24 protein-coding genes are annotated in these 24,911 nt (G+C 35.0%); 4 read left to right on the plus strand and 20 right to left on the minus strand.

Annotated elements, in window-relative coordinates; all coding sequences use genetic code 11:
- Positions 1 to 86: 86 nt before the first annotated feature.
- The 10 genes from JHK64_RS07115 to JHK64_RS07160 all read right to left on the minus strand — a co-directional run bounded on the left by JHK64_RS07115 (position 87) and on the right by JHK64_RS07160 (position 10,780).
- Positions 87 to 731, minus strand: coding sequence for a PepSY domain-containing protein (locus JHK64_RS07115; protein ID WP_199568298.1), 645 nt, complete (start codon positions 729 to 731; stop codon positions 87 to 89).
- A gap of 148 nt (positions 732 to 879) precedes the next feature.
- Positions 880 to 3,498 carry an alanine--tRNA ligase gene (gene alaS / locus JHK64_RS07120; protein ID WP_199568299.1) on the minus strand — a complete coding sequence of 873 codons (2,619 nt, stop codon included), beginning with the start codon at positions 3,496 to 3,498 and terminating at the stop codon, positions 880 to 882.
- A 28-nt stretch (positions 3,499 to 3,526) separates the two neighbouring features.
- On the minus strand, positions 3,527 to 4,030 hold the full coding sequence (locus tag JHK64_RS07125; RefSeq protein WP_199568300.1) for an LURP-one-related/scramblase family protein: 504 nt from the start codon (positions 4,028 to 4,030) through the stop codon (positions 3,527 to 3,529).
- A gap of 236 nt (positions 4,031 to 4,266) precedes the next feature.
- Positions 4,267 to 5,241 (minus strand): peptidyl-prolyl cis-trans isomerase, encoded by a 975-nt coding sequence (locus JHK64_RS07130; RefSeq protein ID WP_199568301.1) that lies wholly within the window; start codon positions 5,239 to 5,241, stop codon positions 4,267 to 4,269.
- Between the two features lie 63 nt (positions 5,242 to 5,304).
- Positions 5,305 to 6,012, minus strand: coding sequence for an O-methyltransferase (locus tag JHK64_RS07135; RefSeq protein WP_199568302.1), 708 nt, complete (start codon positions 6,010 to 6,012; stop codon positions 5,305 to 5,307).
- Between the two features lie 41 nt (positions 6,013 to 6,053).
- Complete coding sequence (locus JHK64_RS07140) at positions 6,054 to 6,659, minus strand: HAD hydrolase-like protein (RefSeq protein ID WP_199568303.1); 606 nt, start codon at positions 6,657 to 6,659, stop codon at positions 6,054 to 6,056.
- Positions 6,656 to 7,183 (minus strand): GNAT family N-acetyltransferase, encoded by a 528-nt coding sequence (locus JHK64_RS07145; RefSeq protein ID WP_199568304.1) that lies wholly within the window; start codon positions 7,181 to 7,183, stop codon positions 6,656 to 6,658. The genes JHK64_RS07140 and JHK64_RS07145 overlap by 4 nt, the downstream gene beginning before the upstream one ends.
- 41 nt (positions 7,184 to 7,224) lie before the next feature.
- Positions 7,225 to 9,024, minus strand: a complete 1,800-nt coding sequence (pepF, locus tag JHK64_RS07150; RefSeq protein WP_199568305.1) for an oligoendopeptidase F — start codon at positions 9,022 to 9,024, stop codon at positions 7,225 to 7,227.
- Between the two features lie 26 nt (positions 9,025 to 9,050).
- Positions 9,051 to 10,007 (minus strand): competence protein CoiA, encoded by a 957-nt coding sequence (locus JHK64_RS07155; protein ID WP_199568306.1) that lies wholly within the window; start codon positions 10,005 to 10,007, stop codon positions 9,051 to 9,053.
- Between the two features lie 71 nt (positions 10,008 to 10,078).
- Positions 10,079 to 10,780: a glucosamine-6-phosphate deaminase gene (locus tag JHK64_RS07160; protein ID WP_199568307.1), complete on the minus strand. Its 702-nt coding sequence runs from the start codon at positions 10,778 to 10,780 to the stop codon at positions 10,079 to 10,081.
- A gap of 122 nt (positions 10,781 to 10,902) precedes the next feature.
- On the opposite strand from JHK64_RS07160, the gene queA reads away from it, so the two are divergent.
- Complete coding sequence (gene queA / locus JHK64_RS07165) at positions 10,903 to 11,931, plus strand: tRNA preQ1(34) S-adenosylmethionine ribosyltransferase-isomerase QueA (protein ID WP_199568308.1); 1,029 nt, start codon at positions 10,903 to 10,905, stop codon at positions 11,929 to 11,931.
- Positions 11,932 to 12,018: 87 nt separating this feature from the next.
- Here the strand turns inward: queA and JHK64_RS07170 are convergent, their stop codons facing one another.
- From JHK64_RS07170 to JHK64_RS07180, 3 genes are all read right to left on the minus strand, one after another.
- Positions 12,019 to 12,627, minus strand: coding sequence for a superoxide dismutase (locus JHK64_RS07170; RefSeq protein ID WP_199568310.1), 609 nt, complete (start codon positions 12,625 to 12,627; stop codon positions 12,019 to 12,021).
- Positions 12,628 to 12,684: 57 nt separating this feature from the next.
- Positions 12,685 to 13,731, minus strand: coding sequence for a DNA polymerase III subunit delta (gene holA / locus JHK64_RS07175; protein ID WP_199568312.1), 1,047 nt, complete (start codon positions 13,729 to 13,731; stop codon positions 12,685 to 12,687).
- 105 nt (positions 13,732 to 13,836) lie between these two features.
- Positions 13,837 to 14,412, minus strand: coding sequence for a hypothetical protein (locus tag JHK64_RS07180; protein WP_199568314.1), 576 nt, complete (start codon positions 14,410 to 14,412; stop codon positions 13,837 to 13,839).
- 248 nt (positions 14,413 to 14,660) lie between these two features.
- Here JHK64_RS07180 and JHK64_RS07185 point away from each other — a divergent pair, with 248 nt between their 5' ends.
- Positions 14,661 to 15,488 carry a hypothetical protein gene (locus JHK64_RS07185; protein WP_199568316.1) on the plus strand — a complete coding sequence of 276 codons (828 nt, stop codon included), beginning with the start codon at positions 14,661 to 14,663 and terminating at the stop codon, positions 15,486 to 15,488.
- A 181-nt stretch (positions 15,489 to 15,669) separates the two neighbouring features.
- Here the strand turns inward: JHK64_RS07185 and JHK64_RS07190 are convergent, their stop codons facing one another.
- The 3 genes from JHK64_RS07190 to JHK64_RS07200 are packed head-to-tail and all read right to left on the minus strand — an operon-like array spanning position 15,670 to position 19,313.
- Positions 15,670 to 17,901, minus strand: coding sequence for a DNA internalization-related competence protein ComEC/Rec2 (locus JHK64_RS07190; protein ID WP_199568318.1), 2,232 nt, complete (start codon positions 17,899 to 17,901; stop codon positions 15,670 to 15,672).
- Entirely contained in the window at positions 17,894 to 18,514 is a 621-nt protein-coding gene (locus JHK64_RS07195; protein ID WP_199568320.1) for a helix-hairpin-helix domain-containing protein, read from the minus strand. The genes JHK64_RS07190 and JHK64_RS07195 overlap by 8 nt, the downstream gene beginning before the upstream one ends.
- Before the next feature lie 58 nt (positions 18,515 to 18,572).
- Positions 18,573 to 19,313, minus strand: a complete 741-nt coding sequence (locus JHK64_RS07200) for a 1-acyl-sn-glycerol-3-phosphate acyltransferase (RefSeq protein ID WP_199568322.1) — start codon at positions 19,311 to 19,313, stop codon at positions 18,573 to 18,575.
- Positions 19,314 to 19,350: 37 nt separating this feature from the next.
- Between JHK64_RS07200 and JHK64_RS07205 the strand changes: the two genes are divergently transcribed.
- Positions 19,351 to 20,097 carry a tRNA1(Val) (adenine(37)-N6)-methyltransferase gene (locus JHK64_RS07205; RefSeq protein ID WP_199568323.1) on the plus strand — a complete coding sequence of 249 codons (747 nt, stop codon included), beginning with the start codon at positions 19,351 to 19,353 and terminating at the stop codon, positions 20,095 to 20,097.
- Entirely contained in the window at positions 20,087 to 20,362 is a 276-nt protein-coding gene (locus JHK64_RS07210) for a GIY-YIG nuclease family protein (RefSeq protein WP_199568325.1), read from the plus strand. The genes JHK64_RS07205 and JHK64_RS07210 overlap by 11 nt, the downstream gene beginning before the upstream one ends.
- 82 nt (positions 20,363 to 20,444) lie before the next feature.
- Here JHK64_RS07210 and JHK64_RS07215 read toward each other — a convergent pair whose 3' ends face one another.
- The 4 genes from JHK64_RS07215 to JHK64_RS07230 all read right to left on the minus strand — a co-directional run.
- On the minus strand, positions 20,445 to 20,915 hold the full coding sequence (locus JHK64_RS07215; protein ID WP_199568327.1) for an 8-oxo-dGTP diphosphatase: 471 nt from the start codon (positions 20,913 to 20,915) through the stop codon (positions 20,445 to 20,447).
- Positions 20,916 to 20,976: 61 nt separating this feature from the next.
- Positions 20,977 to 22,545 (minus strand): degradosome RNA helicase CshA, encoded by a 1,569-nt coding sequence (gene cshA / locus JHK64_RS07220; protein WP_199568329.1) that lies wholly within the window; start codon positions 22,543 to 22,545, stop codon positions 20,977 to 20,979.
- A 170-nt stretch (positions 22,546 to 22,715) separates the two neighbouring features.
- Complete coding sequence (locus tag JHK64_RS07225; protein WP_199568331.1) at positions 22,716 to 24,263, minus strand: peptide chain release factor 3; 1,548 nt, start codon at positions 24,261 to 24,263, stop codon at positions 22,716 to 22,718.
- A 205-nt stretch (positions 24,264 to 24,468) separates the two neighbouring features.
- Positions 24,469 to 24,911 (minus strand): LPXTG cell wall anchor domain-containing protein (locus tag JHK64_RS07230; protein ID WP_199568333.1); only part of this gene is annotated, 443 nt, incomplete at its 5' end.

A 24,911-nucleotide genomic window follows, 5' to 3' on the forward strand; every position in this document is an offset into this window, starting at 1 on the left:
ATAACACAAGACATCTGTGTGATATAAAGAAGAGGGGAATCCCCTCTTCTTTTGATTATTTGATTGCAAGTTTTAAACTTGAATGTTTAATCATCTAGTTTTTCTGAAATAACAGACGCATCATCAGCACTGATGATGATTTCTTTTTCTAAATTATCAGCAATAATAGTGACATCATAAACCATTTGATTTGGGAAATCAGAATCTAGTGAAATATCTTTTATTTGTGCTCCTTTGTATTTGTTTCCAATCAAAGCAATAATATCTGCCATTTTTTGTTTTGGCTCAGTGATTGGATAATCGTCCTCATTTTCAACCATGCTTGAGATGATTTGACCTGTTGTTGCATCAATGATATAAGATTTTTGTGTATTATTTTCTGCAATTTCAATATCATAGTGTGGTTGATTGTTATCAAAATCTAATTCAATATCAGTCACAAATCCTGTTTTAGCATCTGCTAATGCTGTTTTCATAGCAGAATTAAAATCAACTTTAACAGCTTTTGGTTGTGGTGATTGTACTGCTTTTTGTGTATTATTTTTACTTTCAAAATGATCATCGTCATCGACATCGTCAACATCAACATCATCATCAAAAATAGTTTCTACTTTTTCTTCCATTGGAGAATCTCTATCAAACAATTCATTAGCGATAGCATAACCTCCTGCTGCAATAACAACAATAGCTACAATTCCAATCATTAACCATTTTTTTGTTAGTTGTTTCATTTTAGTTACCTCTTTCTATTTTAAAAAGTTAGTTTTCTTATTTACAATTTAATGATAAGATTCTTAAATGAATGGAAAATGAATTTTCAAACTTTTTTAAGATTTTTTTAAATAAAAAACTGGTTAAAAAGATAACCAGTTTTTTTCATTAGATATAATCTTGAACAGTTTCAAGAAGTTTTGAAATGGCAGAGGCATCTGAACCACCAGCCATCGCCATATCAGGTTTTCCGCCACCTCGACCAGAAATAATTGGTGCCAATGCTTTAACAAGATTGCCAGAATGAATGTCTTTTGTTTTACTTGCTACAAGGAGATTGACTTTTTCACCAATTGCAGCCACTAAGACAAGTACATCTGAATAATCTTTTTGTTTCCATTGATCAGCATAGGTTCTAAGAGCACCTGCATCTGAAACATCAACTTTTTTGGCAAGTAAACGAATTCCTTTAATCTCTTGAGGATTACTAAAGATTTCACCTGCTGCTGCTGACGCAGCTTTTTCTTTTAAGATAGCATTTTCTTTTTGCAGTTCGCGTAATTGTTCTTGAAGACTCGCCACTTTATTTGATACTTCTTTAAGCTGGGGCGCTTTAATCGTTTTAGCAATTTCCTTAAGAGCATCTTCTTGATCACGGTAGGCAAGATAAGCTTCTTTACTGGTCACAGCAATGATACGACGCGTTCCTGAGCCAATTCCTTCTTCTTTGATGATTTTAAACATACCAATTTCAGAAGTGTTTTCAAGATGGGTACCACCACACAACTCAACAGAATAATCACTAATAGAGACAACACGAACAACCTTACCATATTTCTCACCAAAGAGAGCCATAGCACCCATTTCTTTAGCAGTATCTATATCAGTTTCTATCGTATTGATTGGAATAGCTTCCCAGATTTTACGGTTAATCTCTTCTTCAATTTGACGTAGTTCTTGGTTGGTCAAAGCTTCAAAGTGAGTAAAGTCAAAACGTAAGAAAGCTACTTCATTTAATGAACCTGCTTGGACTGCATGATTACCAACAATATGATGAAGTGCTGCGTGAAGTAGATGGGTTGCTGTATGATTTTTCATCACTCGGTAGCGACGGTCATTGTCAATTTCTAGATAATAAGTTTGACCTTCTTCAAGTAGACTTAAAACCTCTACCTTATGAAGCGGTTGGCCATTTGGTGCCGATTGAACATCAACGACTTTAGCAACCACATCACCAGTAGGTGATTTAATAACACCATGGTCAGCCACTTGTCCCCCTTTTTCAGCATAAAATGGCGTTTCCTCAAAAATTAAGAAGGCTTCATTTTCACTAACTGCTGAAACACGTTCATCATTTGCGACGATGGCTGACAAAGTACTCTCTGTTGCATTTGTTTCATAAAGGAATGTCGATGGTTCAGTGATATTAGCCAAGGTTTCATTTTGCATGCCCATTGACCCACCTTTAACAACGTTAGCACGCGCACGCTCTTGTTGTTCTTTCATTGCTTCTTTAAAGCCTTCATGATCAATAGTGAAGCCTTCATCTTCGGCCAATTCTTCCGTCAGTTCAACAGGGAAACCATAAGTATCATAGAGTTTAAAGATATCTTTTCCTTCTAGAGTAGTTTGACCTTTTTCTTTTAACGAAGCTAATAATTGGTCTAAGTGAACTGAACCTGAGTCAATGGTTTTAGCAAATGTTTCTTCTTCACGTTTAATAATTTTTTCAATAAAGTCATGTTTTTCAAGAACTTCTGGATAATAGCTTTCCATGATTTGACCAACAATAACAACCAAACGATATAAGAATGATTCTTTAATCCCCAAACGACGGCCATGCATAACCGCACGACGAAGAAGACGACGCAGAACATAGCCACGTCCTTCATTTCCAGGAAGTGCCCCATCACCAATTGCAAAAGCAAGAGAACGAATATGATCGGCGATAACTTTAAAACTCATATTATTACCATCTGGATCGTAGGTTTTACCAGAAAGTTTTTCTAGTTCACGAATAATCGGCATAAAGAGGTCAGTTTCAAAGTTTGTCTTAGCCCCTTGAATAATCGCAACCATGCGCTCAAGTCCCATGCCGGTATCAATGTTTTTGTTTGGTAGTTCTTTATACTCACTTCTTGGAATACTTGGATCAGCATTAAATTGTGATAACACAATATTCCAAATTTCAATATAGCGGTCATTTTCAATATCTTCTTCAAGTAAACGAATACCAATATTGTCAGGGTCAAAAGCTTCACCACGGTCAAAGAAAATTTCAGTATCAGGGCCTGAAGGACCAGCACCAATTTCCCAGAAGTTTTCTTCTAAAGGAATCAAATGACTTGGTTCAACACCCAATTCTATCCAGCGATTGTAAGAATCTTTATCAGCTGGATAATAAGTCATGTAAAGTTTTTCTTTTGGAAAAGCAAACCATTCGTCACCAGTTAATAATTCATATGCAAAAGCAATCGCTTCATCTCTAAAATAATCACCAATAGAAAAGTTTCCAAGCATTTCAAACATGGTATGGTGTCTGGCTGTTTTACCAACATTTTCAATATCATTAGTCCTAATTGATTTTTGAGCATTGGTAATTCTTGGATTGTCAGGAATCACTGAACCATCAAAATATTTTTTTAAGGTGGCAACACCTGAGTTAATCCATAACAGTGTGGGATCATTAACAGGTACAAGATTAGCAGAAGGTTCAACAGAATGTCCTTTTGATTTGAAGTAGTCTAAAAACATCTGTCTAATTTCTGCACTGGTCATTTTTTTCATTTTATATTTTCCTTTTCTTTTTTCGTGTCTATCTATTTGAAGAAGCAGAACTTGCTGCTGCCATTTCTTCTTTTACTCTATCTATCGCAATGACAAGAGAAATAACCAAATCACTATAGTTTTCATCAAAAACTTTCACATTGTAAGTTGAAGTTAATTTAAACCATTCCTCTGAAATGGTTGCGACTAATTGGCCCTGTAAATATAGACTAAAATTCATAGACCAAAAATCACCCTTCACGACCATTCCCAAGTTTTCGATGCGAAACTTTGATTTAAACAAAGTCCACTCCTTAATGATAATAAACTGTCTACCATCAGAAAGTTCAACATCAAATTTCGGTAGCAATGACCACAGTCGTTTAGTAATATGACTGACCATATTGCCATTCATATCAAGGATGGTATAGCGCTTAGGAATTTCTAAAAAGCTTCCTCTCACTTCATAATGGGCATTATTTTCGATGTCTTTGATATAGAATTTTCCACCAAGTGCCCACATTTTTTGTTTGATATGAAACACTTTTGTCATAGCAAGCTCCTTCAAAAAAACAAGTTCACTAAAGAAGGGCGAAAACCGCGGTACCACCTTCATTCAATGAACTTGTCATTCTTCATGATTTATTATTTAATTTTCTATTAAGTAGCATGTTTTTAGAGTCTGAATGGCTTGCATCAACCGCCATTTTTCTGGAACAAACTGATTAAAAACAATTCTTAACAGGACTATTATACGTTCTTTAAAGATTTTCGTCAATAAAGAAAGCATTATTTATCGTCAGATTTTTTATCTTCTTCAGATTTTTTATCATCTGATTCTTTGTTTTCATTTGATTGACTTGCATCTGTTGGTGTAAATTGAGAAAGAACATTTGCAAATGAGTCGTCTTTAATCTTGACATTAGCTTTATCAAGAGCTTCAGAAATCACAACGTTTCTAAAAGCAGGATCATTGCTTTTTTGAGAAAGGAACATTTCTTTCAAACGTTTTTCATATGTTTTCCAATCAGCATCTTTTTCAGCTTTTTTAGTTGTTTTAACAATATAGTAATTTGTTCTGTAAGTTGATGTATCAACGATTGGAACTACTCCAGAAATACCATTAACATCAAGAGCAAAAGCCGTTTTCATCACATCTGGCAAAACCTTATTATCAGCAGAGTCAAAGCTAACTTCGATATTGTCTTTATCCATTGATTTTTCTTGAGCGATTTTGGCAAAATCTGCACCTTCAGCTCTCACTTCTTCTAAAGTGGCATTTGCAGCTTCTTCTGAATCAAGAACAATGACCTGAGCTGTTGTTTCAGGGGTGTAGGTTTCATAAGCCATTTTATAAGCATCATCATTTAATTCTTTTTCAGCTGCTTTGTTAATAGCATATTCAAGTAATTTTTCAAGACGAATGGTTTTCTTATATTGTTCAGCTGTAGTACCTGCTTGGGCAAGAGCTTGCTCGAATTGATCTCCGTACTGTTTAGCATTTTCATTATAAGCATCAGTGACTTCTTTATCAGACACTTTGTCACCATATTGATCTTCAAAAACACGCTCTAAAATTAGAGTGATCATTGTTTGTTGTGCAGCTGTTGAAGACTTCACTTCATTATAGAAATCTGACAATGTGATAGTATCACCCTTCATTGTTGCCAATTTAGCATCAGCATCTTTACTGGTTGAGCAGGCCGCTAATGTCACCACTGATAACAAAGTGACAAGACCTGTTGCAAATAGACGTTTTTTCATTAGTAATAGTACTCCTTATTTATCGTTAACTTCACTATTATACCATAATGTCTTAAAAAAAACTTAATCTTCGATAGTAATCCTATCAGAATTTTTTCTTAAGAGCAATAAACCATCACCTAAAGGTAGAATAGTTGCCGTCAATTCTTGATGACGCAAAGTTGTTTTAAATAATTTTTGAAGACCACGGTAAATGGTCCGTTGCCCGCGACGAACGTCTTCAATGGGTTTAACGATGTCGCCACCTTGAAAAACATCATCAAAAACGATAACACCACCAACCGCTAAACGTTTTAAGATCTCTGGTAAAAAAACGATGTACTTTGATTTGGCAGAGTCCATAAAAACAAAATCATAGGTCTCTTCAAGAGTTGCTAAAAGATCACTCGCATCACCCTCTAAAAGTGTGATCTGTTTTCTCGTATCATACTTAGCAAAATTAGTTTTTGCAAACCCAATCATTTCTTCGTTTCGATCAATCGTTGTGATTTTAGCAGCAGGTGCATTTTCTGCCATAAGAAGAGCAGAAAAACCAATAGCTGTTCCTACTTCAAGTATTTTCTTAGGTGCTAGTGTTTGCATTAAAAATCTGAAATAAGAAACAATTTCCGGTTGAATAATTGGAATATTTTCATTTCTTGCAAAAATTTCCAATTCTTTTAAATGACCAGTGTTTTCTTTTTGTGCCGTTCTCATAAATGAAACGACTTCTTCCTTAATAACGGGACGTCTCATGTTATGATTAGCATTTTTACTATATGATTTCACCATAATTTATTTTATTCATTCTTTCTCTACGATATAGCTGTTTTTTAAAATAAGCTTTTTATCTCTTCTAATTTAGTGATATGTTGGTTATCTGCTGATGTTTTTACACCAAGATTAATACTCTTTATACCACTATTAATGGCTAACTCTTTATCCAACTTACGATCACCAATATAGTAGGCACTTGCTTTGTCAAAATGATATTTTTTAACCAGATAATCAATCACTTCTGGATCTGGTTTTCGTTTAAAACCTGAGTCACCTGTCAATACTTCTTCGAAATAATCAGAAATCCCTAATTTTTTTAAAACGGAGAATGTATTATCACCCTTATGGGTGTACATGAAATTCTTAATTTCTTTTGAACGTGTCCATTCAAGTACTGACAAAGCACCTGGCATAAGTTGAAACTCATCATCTCTCTTTAAAACATCCTCTGACATCACTCCTTTAATAAGCTCAAAAGAAATGCCTGTTTCAATCGACTTTTCAAATAAGAGTTTACCGATAGACTCTTCCAAGATAAACGTTCTTATGGGTTCTCTTTCAAATGTCCAATTAAAGTGATTGTAAGTTACTTCTAAAGAAGCAAGCATGGCATCATAAGAATCGATTAAGGTACCATCTAAATCCCAAATAAATGTCGTCATGCTAAAGTCCTTTCTATGTTTATCCAATAGCGAGCCAATTTTTTCCCATCTTCCATGGTAATAATATCTTGCAATCTGCCACCGACTTTTTCAATCGTTCTACGACTAGCAATATTATCTTCCAAAGCTGTGATAAAAATATCCTTGATATTTCTTTCTTTATACTTTTCAAAAGCAAAATATAGTAATTTTGTTGTTATTCCTTGTCTACGATAAGAAGAAAGTGTGACATAGCCAATATGACCACCTATCTCAGACAAGTTTCCTTTTTCTAGTTCCCAACGACATGAAATTTTAGCCAAAATCTCTTGATCGCGAAAGTAATAATAGGAAGTCACTGTTGACCAATCAGGGTGATTCGATAATGTCTCCAATTGTTTGGTCTTTTGGTAAAAACTAGAGTAGTCATCAATTAATCTTGTTTGTATAAAAGAATTTCCTGCTTCTTTTTCTTTATTTAACAAGCGATTAAACGTGTAAAAAGCTTTTTCATCTGATAGACGAAGTGTTCTAATGTCATCCATAGCTTAACTCCTTTTCAAAAAAATCCCTTACGGGATTCTTTTTAACGGATGCCTTTTTTTACAAGTTCTTCAAAGGCATCTAAGCGCTCTTCAAAAACTTTGAAAGCTTCATCCAAATAGTCTGTGGTTGTCATATCAACACCAGCTTTTTTAATTACATTTAATGCATAGTCTGAATTTCCTGCCTTAAGGTAGTTAAGGTAATTTTCCTTATCTGTTTGAGTACCATGAACGATTTTATTTGCGAGGAAACTTGCTGCTGCAAAACCTGTCGCATATTGATAGACATAGAAATTATAGTAAAAATGAGGAATTCTAGCCCATTCATATTGAATTTCTGGGTTGTCTTCTTTAGAAAGTCCATAATATTTTTCGTTTAAATCAGCATATAAGGTATTTAAAAATTCACTGGTTAAGACTTCACCATCTTGGTCTGCCTTATGAATGGCTGCTTCAAATTCAGCAAACTGTGTTTGTCTAAAGACTGTTCCTCTAAAACCATCCAAGTAATGGTTTAAAATAGCAAAGCGTGTGTGATCATCAGTCACTTCTTCTAATAATTTTTCTGTCAAAATATTTTCATTGGTGGTTGAGGCGATTTCAGCAAGGAAAATACTATAATCACCATAAACATAAGGCTGATTTTCACGCGTAAATACTGAGTGAAGACTGTGGCCTGTTTCATGCACTAAAGTATAGAAATTATCGAGATTGTCTTGCCAGTTAAGAAGCATAAAGGCATTAGTATCGTAAGAACCTCCAGAGTATGCACCTGAACGTTTGCCTTTATTTTCATAAACATCAATCCATCGTTCACTAAAGGCTCTCTTAACACGTTCTGAATAGTCTTTTCCTAAAATAGCCAAGACCTCTTCTGATTTTTTCAAAGCATCTTCATAAGAAATACTCATATCCGTTTTTGAAAGTGGTGTGTAAAGATCATACATTCTTAAATCTTCTAGACCTAAGATTTCTTTGCGAAGTTTGATGTAACGATGGAGCAGTGGCAGATGCTTATGAACTGCCTTAACCAAGGTATCAAAAACAGTTTCTGGAATATGGTTTTGTGCTAAAGCAGCAGCTCTCGCTGTTTTGTATTTTCTGAGTTTAGCATTTAGGTTATGAACCTTAACATTGGTTTGAAGAGTCTTAGCATAGGTATGTTGATACTGTTCATAGACACTGTATAGAGCTTTATAAACTGATTTTCTAACCTCTCTATTTTTGGATTCAACTAAGCTAATATAATTGCCATGAGACAGCTGAACGTCATTACCTTCTTCATCTTTAACCATTGGAAATACGATATCAGCATTATCTAATATAGCAAAGGTTTCTGCTGGAGATTCAAAAATTTCACTACTTGCAGCAAGTAATTCTTCTTCTACTTGTGATAGAATATGGTCTCTTTGTTTCAATAATTTATCAAAATAATGAGCATAATCTTTAAGTTTTTCTTCTTCAGACAGAAATCGCTCATAATCACTCATGTCTAAAGTCATGAATTCAGGTTCATAAAAAGCAAACGTTTCATTAAATTTTGCAAAGATGGCAGTTGCCTTCGCTTGAAATTCTTGGTATTTGGCAACTGTCGTATCTTGGTCATTTTTCATCGAAGCATAAACATAAACCTTTTCAATGCGACGCATGAGATCTAATTGTGCTTCAGTGACTATGAGTAATTGATGACTTGAATCAAGTAAGTGTCCTTCACATTGTTTTGCATCATCTAAGGCACTTGATAGGGATGCTAATTCTTTTTCCCACAACTCATCCGTAGCAAAGATGGTGGTTAAATCCCACGTAAACTCTTTAGCAATATGTTTTCTATTATCAGACATTTGGCTCTCCTTTTTTCACTTTTCTCTTACTGTATTGTATCATAAAATTTTGGAGGGTATAACGTTTGTTGCCTTTTATTATCAACTTTTTGATAGTAGTGCTCAAAATTTTGATAATAAGCCGATAGATTGGCAGTTATTTGAGCAAACCCATTGTCAGATTTTAGAGGATTAACTTGTGGATAAAAATCATCTTGTTTGTTTAAAAGAATATTATTACCAGCTTGATAAGCATATGCTTGTTTTTTCAACCATTTTGGCGATTTGTAGCATAGTTGTTTTTGAATATAGAAAAGAATATCATCAGCCATTTTAATCTGATAACTACTCATTTTTTGTTTTAGATAGGGAAATCTTAAAAACATTAGAAGGTCTTCATCAAAAGAGCAACTTTTTTCCAGATAATGACTTTTTCCTTTTAAATCTTCGTAAATGAGATACTTTATTCTCAGACACCTCTTTTTTAAATCAACTTCATAGAGATAAAACCCGATATTTTTTGAAAAATAGATTAACTGTTTTTGAAGGCTAGTTATTCTATCTCCCAACCATAGTTTATGACCAAGCAACCAAAGAACGGTATAGTGATTTTTTTGATAACTTTTTGTTCTTTCTTTTAATCTTTTTTGCGATAAGGGACTACACTGAATTTCTAAAGCTAATGATTGATTAACGAGTAAGTCTGCTATTTGGTTTAATTTAGGTAATATAGTTTCAATGGTCACCTCATTTTTTTTTGACAAGGCATGATACAATTCTGATTTTAACCCAAGATGCTCCTCTCCTTCATTTTCAGAAGTAAACAAACAATCCTTTAATCTGATATGAGCAAAATGAGCCTGATAAATCTGTCCAAACCTTAGTCTAACAGGTTGCCTACAAGCACAACAAGTAAATGACTCTTTGACTAATGCTTTTTTATCAAGATGAGATAAAGTGATTAGATTAATTCGTTTTCCATTTTTATTGTTTGCTGTTAACATAGGTCTCCTTTAAATGCGGTTACCTTTTTATTCGAAAAAAAGATGAGTCTCCTTGACTCATCTTTCATTTCTTATAGTTCTGAAGCAGCTTCCTCGTCAACAATAATATAAACTTCTGGATGATTCTGAAGAACACTAGCTGGAACATCTTTAGTGACTGGACCATTAACTGTCTTAGCAATGGCATCAGCTTTTGCCTGACCATAAGCCATTAAGATAATAGTTTTTGCTTTTAGAATAGAAGCAATTCCCATCGAAATTGCTTGTCTAGGAACATCTGATTCATTTTCAAAGAAGCGTGCATTGGCTTTTATGGTATTTTCTTGTAAATCAACCAGATGGGTTTGTGTGTTAAATGCTGTGCCTGGTTCGTTAAAACCAATATGACCATTGTTGCCAATCCCCAATATTTGAAGATCAACTGGATATTTTTCAAGAATAGCATCATATTCTTTGGTATGTGATTCAATATCAGTCGCCATACCATCAGGCAAGAAACTCTCTTTAAACGGTTTCTTATCAAACAAATGTTCCTTCATAAATTGATAATAGGATTGAGAATTTTCTTTTGACAAGCCAACATACTCATCCAAGTTAACACTTCTCATATCAGAAAAATCTAAATCGCTAGCAACCATTTTATTGTATAGTTCAATTGGTGTACTACCTGTTGCTAAACCAAGTGTTTTAGCACCATTTTCTATTTTTTCTTTTAAAATATCAAAAGCGACTTGAGCACCTTCTATTTGATCTGCCACTTTAATAATTTTCATGATATCCTCCTTTTGGTATAGACTAATTCTTAATCTTATTATATGGTATATACCAATTTTTGTCAATATTTTCATTAAAAAGTGTTATAATGAAAGAGATATTTTACCAAAGGAGAGACACGTTGAATACTAAGGATTTTGATTTTGATTTACCTGAGGAGCTCATTGCCCAAACACCACTAGAAAAAAGAGATGCATCAAAACTACTCATTATTGATAAAACAACAAAAATGTTTGTTGACACCCATTTTGATCATATCATTGATGAATTAAACCCCGGTGATGCTCTTGTTATGAATAATACTCGCGTATTGCCCGCCAGACTTTACGGTCAAAAAGAAAAAACAAATGGTCACGTTGAACTATTACTCTTAAAAAATCAAGAAGGTGATGCTTGGGAAGTATTAGCAAAACCAGCCAAACGATTAAAAGTGGGATCTGTTATTATCTTTGGTGATGGTCGTCTAAAAGCCACTGTCACTAAAGAATTAGAACATGGTGGCAGAATTGTTGTATTCTCTTATGAAGGCATTTTTCTTGAAGTTTTAGAGAGTCTTGGTGAGATGCCTCTTCCCCCATACATCCATGAAAAACTTGAAGATAAAGAACGCTACCAAACAGTATATGCTAAAGAAAATGGCTCAGCAGCTGCTCCTACTGCTGGTTTACATTTCACTAAAGAACTCTTAGAAAAAATCGAGAAAAAAGGCGTTAAATTAGTTTATCTAACGCTTCATGTTGGTCTTGGTACTTTTAGGCCTGTAGCAGTTGATAATATTGAAGAACATGATATGCACTCAGAGTTTTACCATTTTTCTGAGGAAGCTGCAAACACGCTAAATGAGGTTAAAGCATCTGGTCATCGAGTTATTGCGGTCGGGACAACTTCTATTCGCACACTTGAAACAATTGGCAATAAGTTTAATGGTCAGCTAAAGGCTGACTCTGGCTGGACTAATATTTTTATTAAACCTGGTTATGAATTTAAGATTGTTGATGCTTTTTCAACCAATTTTCACTTACCAAAATCAACATTAGTCATGCTAGTTTCTGCTTTTGCTGGTAGAGAATTTGTGCTTTCTGCTTATCAGCATGCCATAGACGAAAACTATCGTTTCTTTAGTTTTGGTGATGCTATGTTTATCAAATAAACTAAAAAAGCACCTCAATAGTTAGCATGATACCTAACAATTGGGGTGTATACTTCTTGATATCCTATGGATATCTTTTTTAATGTTTTATGCTTTAGCGGCTTCGTAAAGTTCATTAACTTTATCCCAGTTAATCACTTCAAAGAATGCTTTGATATAATTTGGACGAACATTACGGTAGTTTAGGTAGTAAGCATGTTCCCAAACGTCTAACCCTAAAATTGGTTTAAGACCATTTGAAATTGGATTATCTTGGTTTGCTGTTGAAGTAATTTCTAATTGTCCTTCTTTGTTAACAACTAACCAAGCCCAGCCTGAACCAAAACGGGTTGCTGCTGCTTTTGAAAATTCTTCTTTGAAGGCATCAAATGAGCCAAACGTTTTTTCAATATCTTCTTTAAGTGCTTTAGACACTTCTGTTTTTTCAGGTGTCATTAATTCCCAAAAGAGGGCATGGTTGATATGGCCACCACCATTGTTTATCAAAGCTTGACGAATGTCTTCTGGAATAGTAGTGACATCGCTTAGTAGACTTTCTAAATCTTCACCAATTTCAGGGTGTTTTTCTAAAGCTGCATTGGCATTAGCAATATAAGCTGCGTGATGCTTATCATGATGAAGCGTCATTGTTTCAGCATCAATATGAGGCTCAAGAGCATCATAAGCATAAGGAAGTTCTGGTAATAGAATTGTCATTTTGATTTCCTTCTTTCTTAAAAACTACCTTAATCATACCTAAAATAAAGAGCGTTATCAACTAATCTGCTTATCAAGGTTGGTAATCTTTAAAAGTGCTAAATCAAAAAGATAATCTTTTTCGTATTGACCAGATTTTATTTGATAATCTGTGTCAATCAGATAGTAAAGAGCTTGTTTTAAATAATCAACTGACAAAGTTCTTGTATCTCTAAGAGCATATTTTACCTGATAAGGATTAACACGTCGACCTAGGTATCCTGATAATTCTTCACTAATATGTCTTTCATCAAGACCTTCATTTGCAAGCAATTTTACTTGAAGCATGGTTCTAAACTGGCTAATCATAATGGCAAGTAGTTTTACTTCATCTTCTCTTTGTAAGATTAAATCGTGGACTAGGAATCTAGCTTCATCAATTTGTTTTTTAATGATAAACTGTGTTAAATCAAAAATATTATCTTTTAACGTTTTAGGTAAAGCCTCAACAATATCTTGGTGACTAATACGACCATTGGTTTGATAGGATTGTAGAAATAAAAGATTTTTCATCATGTCATCAAATTGAAAGTTTGACCTTACGACTAACTCTTCAAAAACGCCTGCCTCAAAAATTAAGCCAATTTGATGAGCATATTTTTGAAAATAGGTCTTGAATTCTCTTTCTTTTAAGAACGTTGCTTCAAAAATGGTAGCATCTCTTTTTAAAAGTTTCACCACGCGCTTTTTACTATCTAGCTTACCAGGAGCTAGAATAATTAGTTTAGTGGCTTCAATGGGATTTTCAAGATAGTTTTCAAATTGTTTATATGCTTTTGTGTCAAGATAAGATTTTTTTTTGGTAGTGATATCTAAAAAATAATCGAAAATAACAATTTTATCTTCAGCAAAAAAAGGCAAACTTTCAAGCTCCATTTGTGCGTCTTGATAGTTGGCAGTTGATATATCAAAATAAGAAATACCCAAATCATTAGCATGGTAATCTAGTTGATCAAACAAAAGCTGTTTCATCTGAGCATATTGCCCTTGGTCTTCACCTGTTAACACAGTTATTGGCGCTAGATTAGTTTTTGTTAATTGTGCGATTTTTTCTATAGCTATCATGTCTTTATTATACCAAAAAATAAGATGATTTTATCTATTCAGAAAAAATAAAAAGTATCAGAAAAATCTAATACTTTAAAAAATATTTTTACAATAAAACAATTTTTAGGGTTCTAACAATTCGACACTTGATAAAATATCATCTAATTCTGGTCTTTCCTCTTCAAAATCTGAAGGAAGAGTTGTCATTAAAACAAAGGCAACAAGATCAGGATTATCATCAAATGTAATCATATTAAAGAAATAAATAAATTTTGTTGATTCGTCTTTTTTAACACCACTATAAACCACTTGAGAAATGCTGATATCTTCACGTTTATCTAAAACTGTTAATGGTTCTACTTCTATGAATTCATTACGCTTACCTTTTAAATCATCAATATGGAAATTTAAGAGTTTCTCAGCACTATTTAAATCATCATTAAAATCACTTAAATGATAAACCATGACCCCCATATAGCTTGAATCATGCCACAACTGCAAATCAAAAGGACCCTCTTCATCATCGACTTGCCACTTTTTATCTGTCATAAATTGAACATCATTACCAAAAGTGGTATGGGTGCTTTTTGATTCGCTCGCTAAGATACTTTTAACATCTTTTTGACTTGAACAAGCTATTAACAGAAAGCAAGAAACGATTAATAAAAGACTCCAAAGAATACTCTTCTTTTTAAACATAAAAAATCCCTTTCAAAGTTATTATCACTATCAATATAACATAATTGATAACTCTTTTCAATTAATATAACGTTCTAAATAGCTAAGAACAATGATCTTCTCTCACATCAACATTAACTTGTTATCAAATTTTTCATAACAACATTCCCAATTTTTACAAGGTTCTTAATAGAATAAGTGTTTAGAAAAGCTTTTCTTAAGAAACACTTTATTCTATAATAAAAATATCATTAAAAAGGAGATGTCTCATGGAAATTATCAAGGACAAAAAAACGATTATCATTTCTGCTATCCTGTTACTCTTAGCTATTTTACTCTTTACCAGGGTAGGCTCGTCTCATCAGATACAAGATCTCAATCAAAAAACCATTGCGTCATTAGATGACAAGAAAGAAAAGGTCATGCTACTAGCTGCAACATCAACTGCAGCATCAACCGCTATCACGCTAATTCCAGGTGATGTTGGTATGCCCCTTGCTGAGAATTTGGCAGATGTCAGTGACTACTTGCTTGTGGTTATTGGTGCCATCTGGTTACAAAAGTATTTGATCGCTATTGCTGGCATGGTCTCTTTTAAGCTCTTTTTACCAGTCGCCTGTCTAGGAGTAATTGCTTATCTCTTCACGCATAAAAAGATTTTCCTAGAGTTAACCTATAAACTAGCTTTATTTGGTCTCTTACTCTTTGCGATTGTTCCAGCTAGTGTAGCTGTTTCAAATCACATTGAAACAACCTTTCAAGCATCCATTCAACAAACTATTGAACAAACACAGAAAGAAAACGAAAAAATTGACAAGGAGCTTGAAAAAGGTAAAGACAGTAACTGGCTTTCAGGTATTGTAGATACAGTTACAGGTGAAACTTCCAAAGTCATCAATAACATGGAAAATAGCCTTAGTAATATGATTGATGCCGTAGCTGTTTTCATCGTCACCACCTGTGTTATTCCTGTACTCGTCTTAATGTCCTTTATCTGGTTCATAAACCTTATCTTTGGCTTATCATTAAATACAGACATCAGGCAATTTAGCTTTATCGGCAAAAAGATTAGAAATCGTCGGAAAGTAAGTAGCTAGTCATAACAAAAAAGTTGGGGTAACCCCAACTTTTTGTTTTTGAGACAGTAAAAAATGATTTTTTCTACTGATTCAAGTTCAACAATCAATATTTCATACTTATCAGCTAAGTTTCTATACTTTTTCGGATAAATATCTTAGTCTTGGTGGATTAAAGCATTATTTGAAACTAGCTTAGATATCATCTCACCGTTTCAACTGTCCATTGGTTAATCCCTTTAAAACGAATGGCGCCATTAGTATCTGTTCTAAGCACACTAATCTTTTCTTCTTTAAAACGTTCTAGTGTTTCTTGATTGGGATGATGGTAGCGATTGTTGGCACCTGCTGATACAAGAGCTAAGGATGGTGAAATAGCTTTTAAAAAAGCTGGGTCTGAACTGCCTGAACTGCCATGATGCCCAGCTTTTAAGACATCAACTTTTAATTCAGGGTAGTGTTTTAAGAGGTCTTCTTCTCCTTCTTTTTCCAAATCACCAGTGAATAGAAAGCTTTTGTCCAATAATTTGCCATATAAAACGATGGAATCATTGTTTTTCCCATCACCCAGCTGATGAGGATATAGAACTTTGAGCTGACTGTTCATGATTGGTAAGGTGTCTCCTGCTTTTATAACACGAACACTAACACCCATCGCTTTCAACCGATTAACAAATTGAGGATTAGTCAGACTCCCCTCACTAACTAGCACTTCACCAATCGTAAAATACTTGGCAATCACCTCCATATCACCAATATGATCTGTGTCGGTATGGGTTAGAACCAGCTGGTCAATGTTAGTCACCCCTCTATTTTTCAGATAAGGAATCAGAGTTCTTTCAGCATTTGACACACTGTATTTTTTCTGCCAAGCTTCTTTAGGTGCAAAATCAAGTCTACCACCGACATCTATCAGCATCGTTTTTCCTGTCATATCCCTGATAAACAGACTATCTCCTTGACCAATATCTACCACGGTTACCTCATTTTCAAAGGGATGCTTGATGCTAATAAAAACAAGAGCTAGTCCTAAAACCAGCCAGACAACCACTATTTTCTTGTGCCGATAATCATATAAAAACAATAAACCTAGCAGTAGTAACATCAGCTGGACCAAATTGGGGCTACCAAAAATCAAGGGTTGACCTAAAATCTGACTGAGACTTGTAATCATCCTTTCTAACAAAATAAAGAATGGATTAAAGAAAGAAAGCGACAGCACGGGTTGCAATAAAAAAGCAATCGATAAGAGAGGCAATAAAAACACATCAAATAAAAGAGCAAAACCGGCTGTTAGGATAATCGAAAAAGGTTGAAAACCAGAAAAAAACCAGATTAAAAGTGGAAGAATTCCTAGTGAAATACTTAAACTCTTAAACACCCTTTGTTGAAAAGGATTTTTGCCTTCAATATTAATCGCACCAATAATAAAGGCAAAGGAAAAACTGAGGACTCCGCCAGTGGTTTGTAGAAAAAAGGGCATTATAATCATGCTTATCATAAGGGTGGTGGCGAAATTATCTAGTCCTTTAATTTGCCATTTTGATAGTAGGGCTTGAATCAGGCTACGAATGACCGAGATTGAAAAACCGGTTAGACCAGCATAGATGAAAGAGAAAAAAACTTGGAGAACGATAACATGTTCCTGACAAATCCCAATTCTTAGGAAAAATTTTCTAAAGTAGCGAAGAAAAAAACCAACCTGCATACCTGATAAGGCAAACAAATGAATAATCCCCAGACTACTGTATAAATTCGTCATTTCAGCAAATTCCTTGTCGAGATAGCCAAACAAAAGCCCCGTCATATAATGCTTCATCGGGGCAGGAAAGTTGGTCTGAATCATAACAATAGCACGTCGCCTCAGCATGGCGAGATAAGCCAAAGGATCACTCGCTGGTGTCGTTTCAATCGCTTTTATCTCTTTGATATGAAGCGTTTGATAAATGCCTTTTGTCTTCAAATAGTGTTGGTAGTTAAATCCTTTAAAATTACGCTGAGGAGTGGCTTTTTGCATCACTCCTTCTACTTTTAAGAGAAGATTTTGTGTGTTCTCAGCAAAAAAAGCTTTCTCTTTTTGACTTTTCAACTGATAGAAGACTTGATAGCTGTGTCCATCAAAACGACCTGTGAAACTTAGTTGATCGCCATTAATGACAAGACTATCAGTCAGCATCTGAACCTCTGTCACTTCTCTTAATGCTTCTTTAGACTGAAACTCACTTTGTTGTTTTATGAACAGAAAAAAACAACAGAAGAGACTCAAAAAAAGACCTGTTTGATAAATCGTTTGTCGATTGTGTTGTTTAACAAGAAGAAAAAGGCTTAGTAAAAACCATGCCAAAAGAAGATAAGAAAAGTAAAATACATTAAAATAAAGGAGAACGAGTAAAAAAGCCAAATAAATCGGTTTAAGAGGAAACCACTTAATCAAAACGCACCTCTTCTTTTAATTGATTAACCATTTTTTCACCTATTCCACTGACATTTTTCAAGTCATCAAGGGAACTAAAAGAACCATTTGCTTCACGGTAATCAAGGATATCTTGCGCTCTTTTTTGACCGATACCTGAAAGACTTTGCAACTCCTCCAAACTAGCCGTATTAAGGTTAACTTTTCCATTTTCTTTTGACTTACTTTCTGGTGTGATGACACTGATATCTTCACCCTGACTAGCAACATAAACCACTTGTTCATCCGTTAATTTTTCAGCAAGATTGATTGATTTTTTATCGGCAGTTTCTAAAAAACCACCTGCCTTGTTGATTAAATCATTGATACGACTACCACTAGGCATTTGATAGACACCTTCTTTAAGGACTGCACCTTTTAAATCGATGGTCACTTCTTGAGGGGGATTTTCTGTCACACTTGTTTGGGTTGTAGTTGTCTCTTCTATTTGTGACGTTTCCAAAATATCTACTTGTGTCGTTTCTTTTTCAGGCATCATCATAGGGATAATCACACTGAGTGCTAAAACCACAATAATAGCTACTAAAACTGCCACTATTTTATTTTCTTTAAGTTTTTCAATCATTGTTTCCATACATCACCTCTTATCTCATTATTCGTAAATAAAAAAGCTTTCCTGCTAAGGAAAAGCTTTATTTAAAATGTTTTTCTGGGTCCCAGACGAAACTGCCAATCAGGCTAAATAAAAAGGTAAAGATGACAACAACAAGAGCAATCAAAGCAAAAGGAATTCTAAAAAGATAGGTTAGAGGATTCACTCTTTTGTTATTATGAAAGGGCTTGGTTTCTTCATCTAAACGGTCAAATTCATTTTGAATACGACTTGCCACTTGTTTTAGCCCTTCATCATCCAAACGTTTAATGTCTGACACATCAATAGGATTACCAAAGTTGACGTCAACACGATCACCTTTGATCAAATCTTTTAAGTGCATTGGTCCTTGATAAACAACTGGCATAATTCTCACCTTGGCCATTTTGGCAATGGCTGCCACTCCACCTTTAATCTCCGTTGAATGACGGCTCCCACTTGGAAACATCATGAGCGAACGTTGACTGTTTTTCAACATTTTAATCGGGTAACGAATAGCTTTTTGACTTGGATTTTCACGGTCAACTGGAAAGGCACCACACATTCTAATCCACCAGCTAATCAAGCGATTTTCAAAGAGTTCTTTTTTCGCCATAAAGATGAATTGTTTTGGACGAGCAGCAAAAGCCATGTAAACGGGATCCCACCAAGTTCTGTGCGGGGCAACAAAGATATAATTTTCTTTTTGATCAATAATCTTATCTTGGTTGTGGTAATGGGCATTGCCATTGATAATCCATAGTAAAAAAACGACTAAACCACGTAGGTAAGTATAAAACACGTTAAACTCTCCTTAAATTTTATGCTATAATTATAACATGAAATCAGTAAATCTAAAAGACATGGAACGCATCGACCAATTATTTTCAACAGATGTCAAAATCATTCAAAACAAGGACGTTTTTAGCTATTCGATTGACAGCGTTTTGTTGGCTCGCTTTCCAAAATTTCCCAGTCGTGGCTTAATTGTTGATTTGTGTAGTGGTAACGGGGCTGTGGGCTTATTTGCCTCCACAAAAACACGCGCCAAAATCGTTGAAATCGAACTGCAAGAACGCTTGGCTGAAATGGCACAACGCTCTATTTTGCTAAATGGCTTGGAAAAGCAAGTGACAATGATTAATGACGATTTGAAAAATCTCTTAAACTATGTGTCTAGATCTCAGGTGGATCTTATCTTATGCAATCCTCCTTATTTTAAGGCAACCAATACGTCTAAAAAGAATCTGAGTGAACATTACCTACTGGCTAGGCATGAAATCACAACCAATCTGACTGAGATTTGTGAGGTGAGTCGCCACGCCTTAAAAAGTAATGGCCGCTTAGCCTTGGTGCATCGTCCTGATCGTTTTTTAGAAATTCTTGAAACTTTGAAGGCCCATAACTTGGCGCCAAAGCGTGTTCAGTTTGTTCACCCCAAGGCGGGAAAAGAAGCCAATATGCTCTTAATTGAAGCCATTAAAGATGGTTCAATTGAGGGACTAAAAATCCTACCACCTCTAATTGTTCACGAAGACAATGGTGACTATACCAAAGAAATTTTTGAGATATACTATGGTCAATAAAACAAAAGCTTTTATCTACGTGCTAAAATGTTCTGATGGCACACTTTATACTGGATATACCACAGATGTTAAAAAACGCTTAGCCACTCATAATGCCGGTAAAGGCGCTAAATACACCAAGCAACGCTTGCCGGTTGAGCTCATCTATCAAGAAGAATTCGCGACAAAAAGTGAGGCAATGAGCACTGAAAGCTACTTCAAACAAAAAACAAGACAGGAAAAACTGGCCTACATTGCTGAACACACCAAATTGAACGAGGATTGATGGAGACAAGGTACCTTTATCTTATAGTGTTTGTGACTATCTGTCTAAAATAACAAAAAACGCTAGTCTAGTGTTTTTTTGATTAATCATAACATTTTGTGACTGTCTTAACGACCTTTTTTAACTGATCATCCCAGTAGTGAATTCGCTCAAAACTGCCTTTTCTATAATATAAGGGAAGGCGTTCTCTAATATCATCCTGCATTTCTAGATGCTCAATTTCCTCAAGACTAAACCATCTTGGTTCACCTTCTCTTGAGGTTTTTAACAAATCGCCTTCAAAAGATTGACAGAGAAAATCATAGTAGACATACCTTTCTTTTTTTAAAGGATTTGTGAAACCAGAGATGCCTTTTAATTCTAGATTTAAAGCCGTTAATCCAGTTTCTTCTTTTAATTCTCTAACTGCTGCTTCAAAAAAACTTTCTGGAAATTCGACTTTACCACCTGGTTGAATCCATCCTTTAAAATCATCGTGTTGACGATTCAATAGGAGAATTTTGTTATCTTTTTTGACACAAATATTAACCCAATTTTTAATGGTTTCTGACATAATGACTCCTAAAAATATTTTTTATTATTATAACAAAAAACGTCCATTTCAGGACGTTTTCTTAGTTATCTTTCTTTTTTCGAATGACAAATCCACTTCTTTTATCGTTTGAAGAGCGATTTGATTTTTTTGAATCCTTATTGTAGAAATCTTTATTTTTCTTATTTGAGCGACGTTTATTATCTCTATCATCGCGTTTTCTATCACCACGATAACCGCCACGACGATCATTACCGCCTTTACGGCCACCACGATTCCCTTTTCCTGATTTTGATTTACCGCCACCAACATATTTGAATGGTAATGGTTTTTCATTAGGAATAATCACTTTAGGTTGTAACTCTGGATCTTGAACAGTCAAGGTTAGGATATATTTTGCCAATTCTTCAGGTGAAAACTCTGCGACTAATTTAGCGGCATCATCCTCAAAACGATCAAAGTTAGCTCTGATAGCTTTGTTTGAAAAATCACGTTCAATTTTTTGCAAAGCTACTTTTTTCATCGAATGAAAAGCTTCTTTTGCAGTCGGTGGTTTCATTGGTAGCATTGGCTTTTTAGTCAATTTTTCAATGATTTTAAGGTAACCGACTTCATTTGGTGAGACAAAAGTAATAGATTGACCTGTTTGACCTGCACGTCCCGTACGACCGATACGGTGAACATAGCTTTCTGGATCTTGAGGGATATCATAGTTGTAAACATGAGTGACACCGGTCACATCAAGACCACGAGCGGCAACATCAGTTGCTACTAAAATATCAACAGCTTCACCTTTAAAGTCTCTTAAAACACGCATTCTTTTACTTTGATCTAAGTCACCGTGGATGCCTTCTGCTCGATAACCTCTGATTTTAAGACCACGAGTCAACTCATCAACACGACGCTTGGTACGACCAAATACAATAGAAAGTTCTGGCTGATCAACATCCATAAGTCTTGTCATGGTTTCAAATTTTTCATTTTCTTTGACAAGAATATAATGTTGTTCAACTAAATCTGTTGTTAATTCTTTGGCAGCAATTTTAATGTGCTCAGGTTTTTTCATGAATTTAACACCAATTTCCTTGATAGGAGCTGGCATTGTTGCTGAAAATAGTAAGGTTTGACGAGTTTCTGGAACACGACTGATAATTGCTTCAATGTCTTCCAAAAATCCCATATTAAGCATTTCATCTGCTTCATCCAAAATCAATGTTTCAACATTATCGAGGCGAAGTGCCTTACGTTTAATTAAATCAAGTAGACGTCCAGGTGTTCCAACAACTACATGAGCACCTGATTTTAAAGCTTTAATTTGTTTTTCAACACTTGTTCCACCATAAACAGAGCGAACTTTGACACCTTTTTCTCTACCAAAACGAAATAGTTCTTCTTGACTTTGTACCGCGAGTTCACGAGTTGGTGCAATAATAAGTGCTTGAACCAAGTTACTTGTCGTATCAATTTTATTTAAGGTTGGCAAACCAAATGCCGCTGTTTTTCCGGTTCCGGTTTGTGCTTGTCCTATCACATCCTTACCTTCTAAAGCTAAGGGAATAGTTTTTTCTTGGATAGGCGATGGTTCAGTAAAACCAATTTTTTGAACAGCCAATAAAATGTCTTCTGACAAGTTTAATTCATTAAATTTCAATATATTTCTCTTTTCTAAAAGAACAGTGCGAAGCTGTCCTATAAAACCTTTATTTGTTTGACAACTCAATCATTATAACACAAATATGAGAGAATACTAAGGATTTCACCTTATTAATAAGAATAATACGTTTTCAAAAACGCCAATCCATGGATTGACGTTTGTTATCGTTACATTTTTTCACTAAGTGCCACATCTGGGTACTTATCAGCAAACCAGTTGAGTGCAAAATCATTTTCAAAAAGAAAGACTGGCTGATCAAAACGATCTTTGGCTAATATGTTACGGCTTGAACTCATGCGTTGGTCAAGATCTTTTGGATCAATCCAACGAACAGTCTTTTTACCCATTGGTGTCATGACAACTTCAGCGTTGTATTCACCTTCCATGCGGTGTTTAAATACTTCAAACTGAAGTTGACCTACTGCTCCAAGCATGTATTCACCTGTCTGGTAGTTGGTGTAAAGTTGGATAGCACCTTCTTGTACCAATTGCTCAATGCCTTTATGGAATGATTTTTGTTTCATCACATTTTTAGCAGAGACTTTCATAAAAATTTCTGGCGTAAAGGTTGGTAGGGGCTCAAATTCAAAATTGTTTTTGCCAACGGTTAAAGTATCACCGACTTGATAAGTGCCAGTATCATAAACCCCAATGATATCTCCTGCCACCGCATTTTCAACATTTTCACGACTTTCTGCCATAAACTGGGTAACATTTGATAGCTTGACATTTTTACCCGTTCTACTTAACTTGACACTCATCCCACGATCAAACTCACCAGAAACAATTCGCACAAATGCTATTCTATCACGATGGCGAGGATCCATATTGGCTTGAATTTTAAAGACAAAACCAGAGAAATCTTTATTTAGTGGATCAACTAACTCGCCTTCTGTCGTTTTATGACCGCGTGGTTCTGGTGCAAATTCTAAGAAGGAATCAAGAAAAGTCTGCACGCCAAAGTTAGTTAAGGCAGAACCAAAGAAAACAGGAGTCAATTCACCGGCCAAAATAGCTTGTCTTGAAAAGTCATTTCCAGCTTCTTCTAACAGCTCAACATCTTCTAAAACTTGTTCATAGAAGATATTTTGAGAAAGTGAGTGCGTCTTAGCCTCTTCAAAGTTAATAAAGCGTTCATCTCCCTTATAGAGTTCTATACGCTGATGATAGAGATCATATAGACCCTCAAAACTCTTCCCCATACCAATCGGCCAGTTCATTGGATAACTAGCAATCCCTAAAACTTCTTCAAGTTCTTGCAATAAGTCAAGAGGCTCACGACCATCACGGTCAAGTTTATTGATAAAGGTAAAAACTGGGATTTGACGATGTTTAACCACTTCAAAAAGTTTTTTCGTCTGTGCCTCTATCCCTTTGGCAGAGTCAATCACCATAACGGCAGCATCAACAGCCATTAAAGTTCTATAGGTGTCTTCTGAAAAATCCTCATGACCAGGGGTGTCTAAAATATTGACGCGTTTTCCAGCATAGTCAAATTGCATGACTGATGAGGTTACTGAAATACCACGTTGTTTTTCGATGTCCATCCAGTCAGACTTAGCAAAAGTCCCTGTTTTTTTCCCTTTAACTGTTCCTGCTTCACGAATTTCACCACCGAAATAAAGTAATTGTTCCGTAATCGTCGTTTTTCCCGCATCCGGGTGACTGATAATGGCAAATGTTCGGCGTTTTTTAATTTCTTCTTGAATACTCATACGTCTCCTTTAGATAAACACATTTTGATTTGTCATTTGTAAATTGTACTTATCTTCTTTTAGCTATAACTCTATCATTATAACGAAAAACGCAAAGCTTTTCAATGGTTATAATAAATCAAAACAAAGAAAAAGGACAGAACAAAGAAAGAGTTTTCTTATTCTGTCTCTTTTCAATAAATCGTTTTAGCTAATACTAAGAAGATTATTTATCAAAACGTTTTCTTCTACCATAACCATAAAGAGATAGTGACGATAAAGCTACGATTGTACCTAGCACTGTTGTGCTTGTCGCATCACCAGTATTTGGTAAGGTTTTAGCTTGTGTTGTTGAAGAGGCTTGATTAGCTTTCTTCTCAGACATACCTTTAGCCTTATGACCAGATTCACTACTCATTAGTGCTAACTTGCCATCAAAGGCTAGCAACTCATGAGTTGGCGCTGTTTTTGGTACGGCTGTTTCAATCTTACCTTCTGGTAACTCGTAACTTGGTGCAGTCTTAGGCACTTGTGTCTCTAAGGTTCCTTCAAAGACTGGTTTATCTTCTGCTATCGGAGCAGTATTAGGAATCTTCGTTTCTGGTGTTGAGACTACTTTGTACACAATACCATACTCACTAAAGTGTTTTGCAACAAAGACAACACCTT

The organism is Streptococcus zalophi (assembly GCF_016481285.1).
Taxonomy (GTDB): Bacteria; Bacillota; Bacilli; order Lactobacillales; family Streptococcaceae; genus Streptococcus; species Streptococcus zalophi.

What these genes read in the sequence shown, in the direction of transcription:
- JHK64_RS07115 (WP_199568298.1), bottom strand. Translation starts at nt 731, where the DNA reads ATGAAACAACTAACAAAAAAATGGTTAATGATTGGAATTGTAGCTATT.
- alaS (WP_199568299.1), bottom strand. Translation starts at nt 3,498, where the DNA reads ATGAAAAAAATGACCAGTGCAGAAATTAGACAGATGTTTTTAGACTAC.
- JHK64_RS07125 (WP_199568300.1), bottom strand. Translation starts at nt 4,030, where the DNA reads ATGACAAAAGTGTTTCATATCAAACAAAAAATGTGGGCACTTGGTGGA.
- JHK64_RS07130 (WP_199568301.1), bottom strand. Translation starts at nt 5,241, where the DNA reads ATGAAAAAACGTCTATTTGCAACAGGTCTTGTCACTTTGTTATCAGTG.
- JHK64_RS07135 (WP_199568302.1), bottom strand. Translation starts at nt 6,012, where the DNA reads ATGGTGAAATCATATAGTAAAAATGCTAATCATAACATGAGACGTCCC.
- JHK64_RS07140 (WP_199568303.1), bottom strand. Translation starts at nt 6,659, where the DNA reads ATGACGACATTTATTTGGGATTTAGATGGTACCTTAATCGATTCTTAT.
- JHK64_RS07145 (WP_199568304.1), bottom strand. Translation starts at nt 7,183, where the DNA reads ATGGATGACATTAGAACACTTCGTCTATCAGATGAAAAAGCTTTTTAC.
- pepF (WP_199568305.1), bottom strand. Translation starts at nt 9,024, where the DNA reads ATGTCTGATAATAGAAAACATATTGCTAAAGAGTTTACGTGGGATTTA.
- JHK64_RS07155 (WP_199568306.1), bottom strand. Translation starts at nt 10,007, where the DNA reads ATGTTAACAGCAAACAATAAAAATGGAAAACGAATTAATCTAATCACT.
- JHK64_RS07160 (WP_199568307.1), bottom strand. Translation starts at nt 10,780, where the DNA reads ATGAAAATTATTAAAGTGGCAGATCAAATAGAAGGTGCTCAAGTCGCT.
- JHK64_RS07170 (WP_199568310.1), bottom strand. Translation starts at nt 12,627, where the DNA reads ATGACAATTCTATTACCAGAACTTCCTTATGCTTATGATGCTCTTGAG.
- holA (WP_199568312.1), bottom strand. Translation starts at nt 13,731, where the DNA reads ATGATAGCTATAGAAAAAATCGCACAATTAACAAAAACTAATCTAGCG.
- JHK64_RS07180 (WP_199568314.1), bottom strand. Translation starts at nt 14,412, where the DNA reads ATGTTTAAAAAGAAGAGTATTCTTTGGAGTCTTTTATTAATCGTTTCT.
- JHK64_RS07185 (WP_199568316.1), top strand. Translation starts at nt 14,661, where the DNA reads ATGGAAATTATCAAGGACAAAAAAACGATTATCATTTCTGCTATCCTG.
- JHK64_RS07195 (WP_199568320.1), bottom strand. Translation starts at nt 18,514, where the DNA reads ATGGAAACAATGATTGAAAAACTTAAAGAAAATAAAATAGTGGCAGTT.
- JHK64_RS07205 (WP_199568323.1), top strand. Translation starts at nt 19,351, where the DNA reads ATGAAATCAGTAAATCTAAAAGACATGGAACGCATCGACCAATTATTT.
- JHK64_RS07210 (WP_199568325.1), top strand. Translation starts at nt 20,087, where the DNA reads ATGGTCAATAAAACAAAAGCTTTTATCTACGTGCTAAAATGTTCTGAT.
- JHK64_RS07215 (WP_199568327.1), bottom strand. Translation starts at nt 20,915, where the DNA reads ATGTCAGAAACCATTAAAAATTGGGTTAATATTTGTGTCAAAAAAGAT.
- JHK64_RS07225 (WP_199568331.1), bottom strand. Translation starts at nt 24,263, where the DNA reads ATGAGTATTCAAGAAGAAATTAAAAAACGCCGAACATTTGCCATTATC.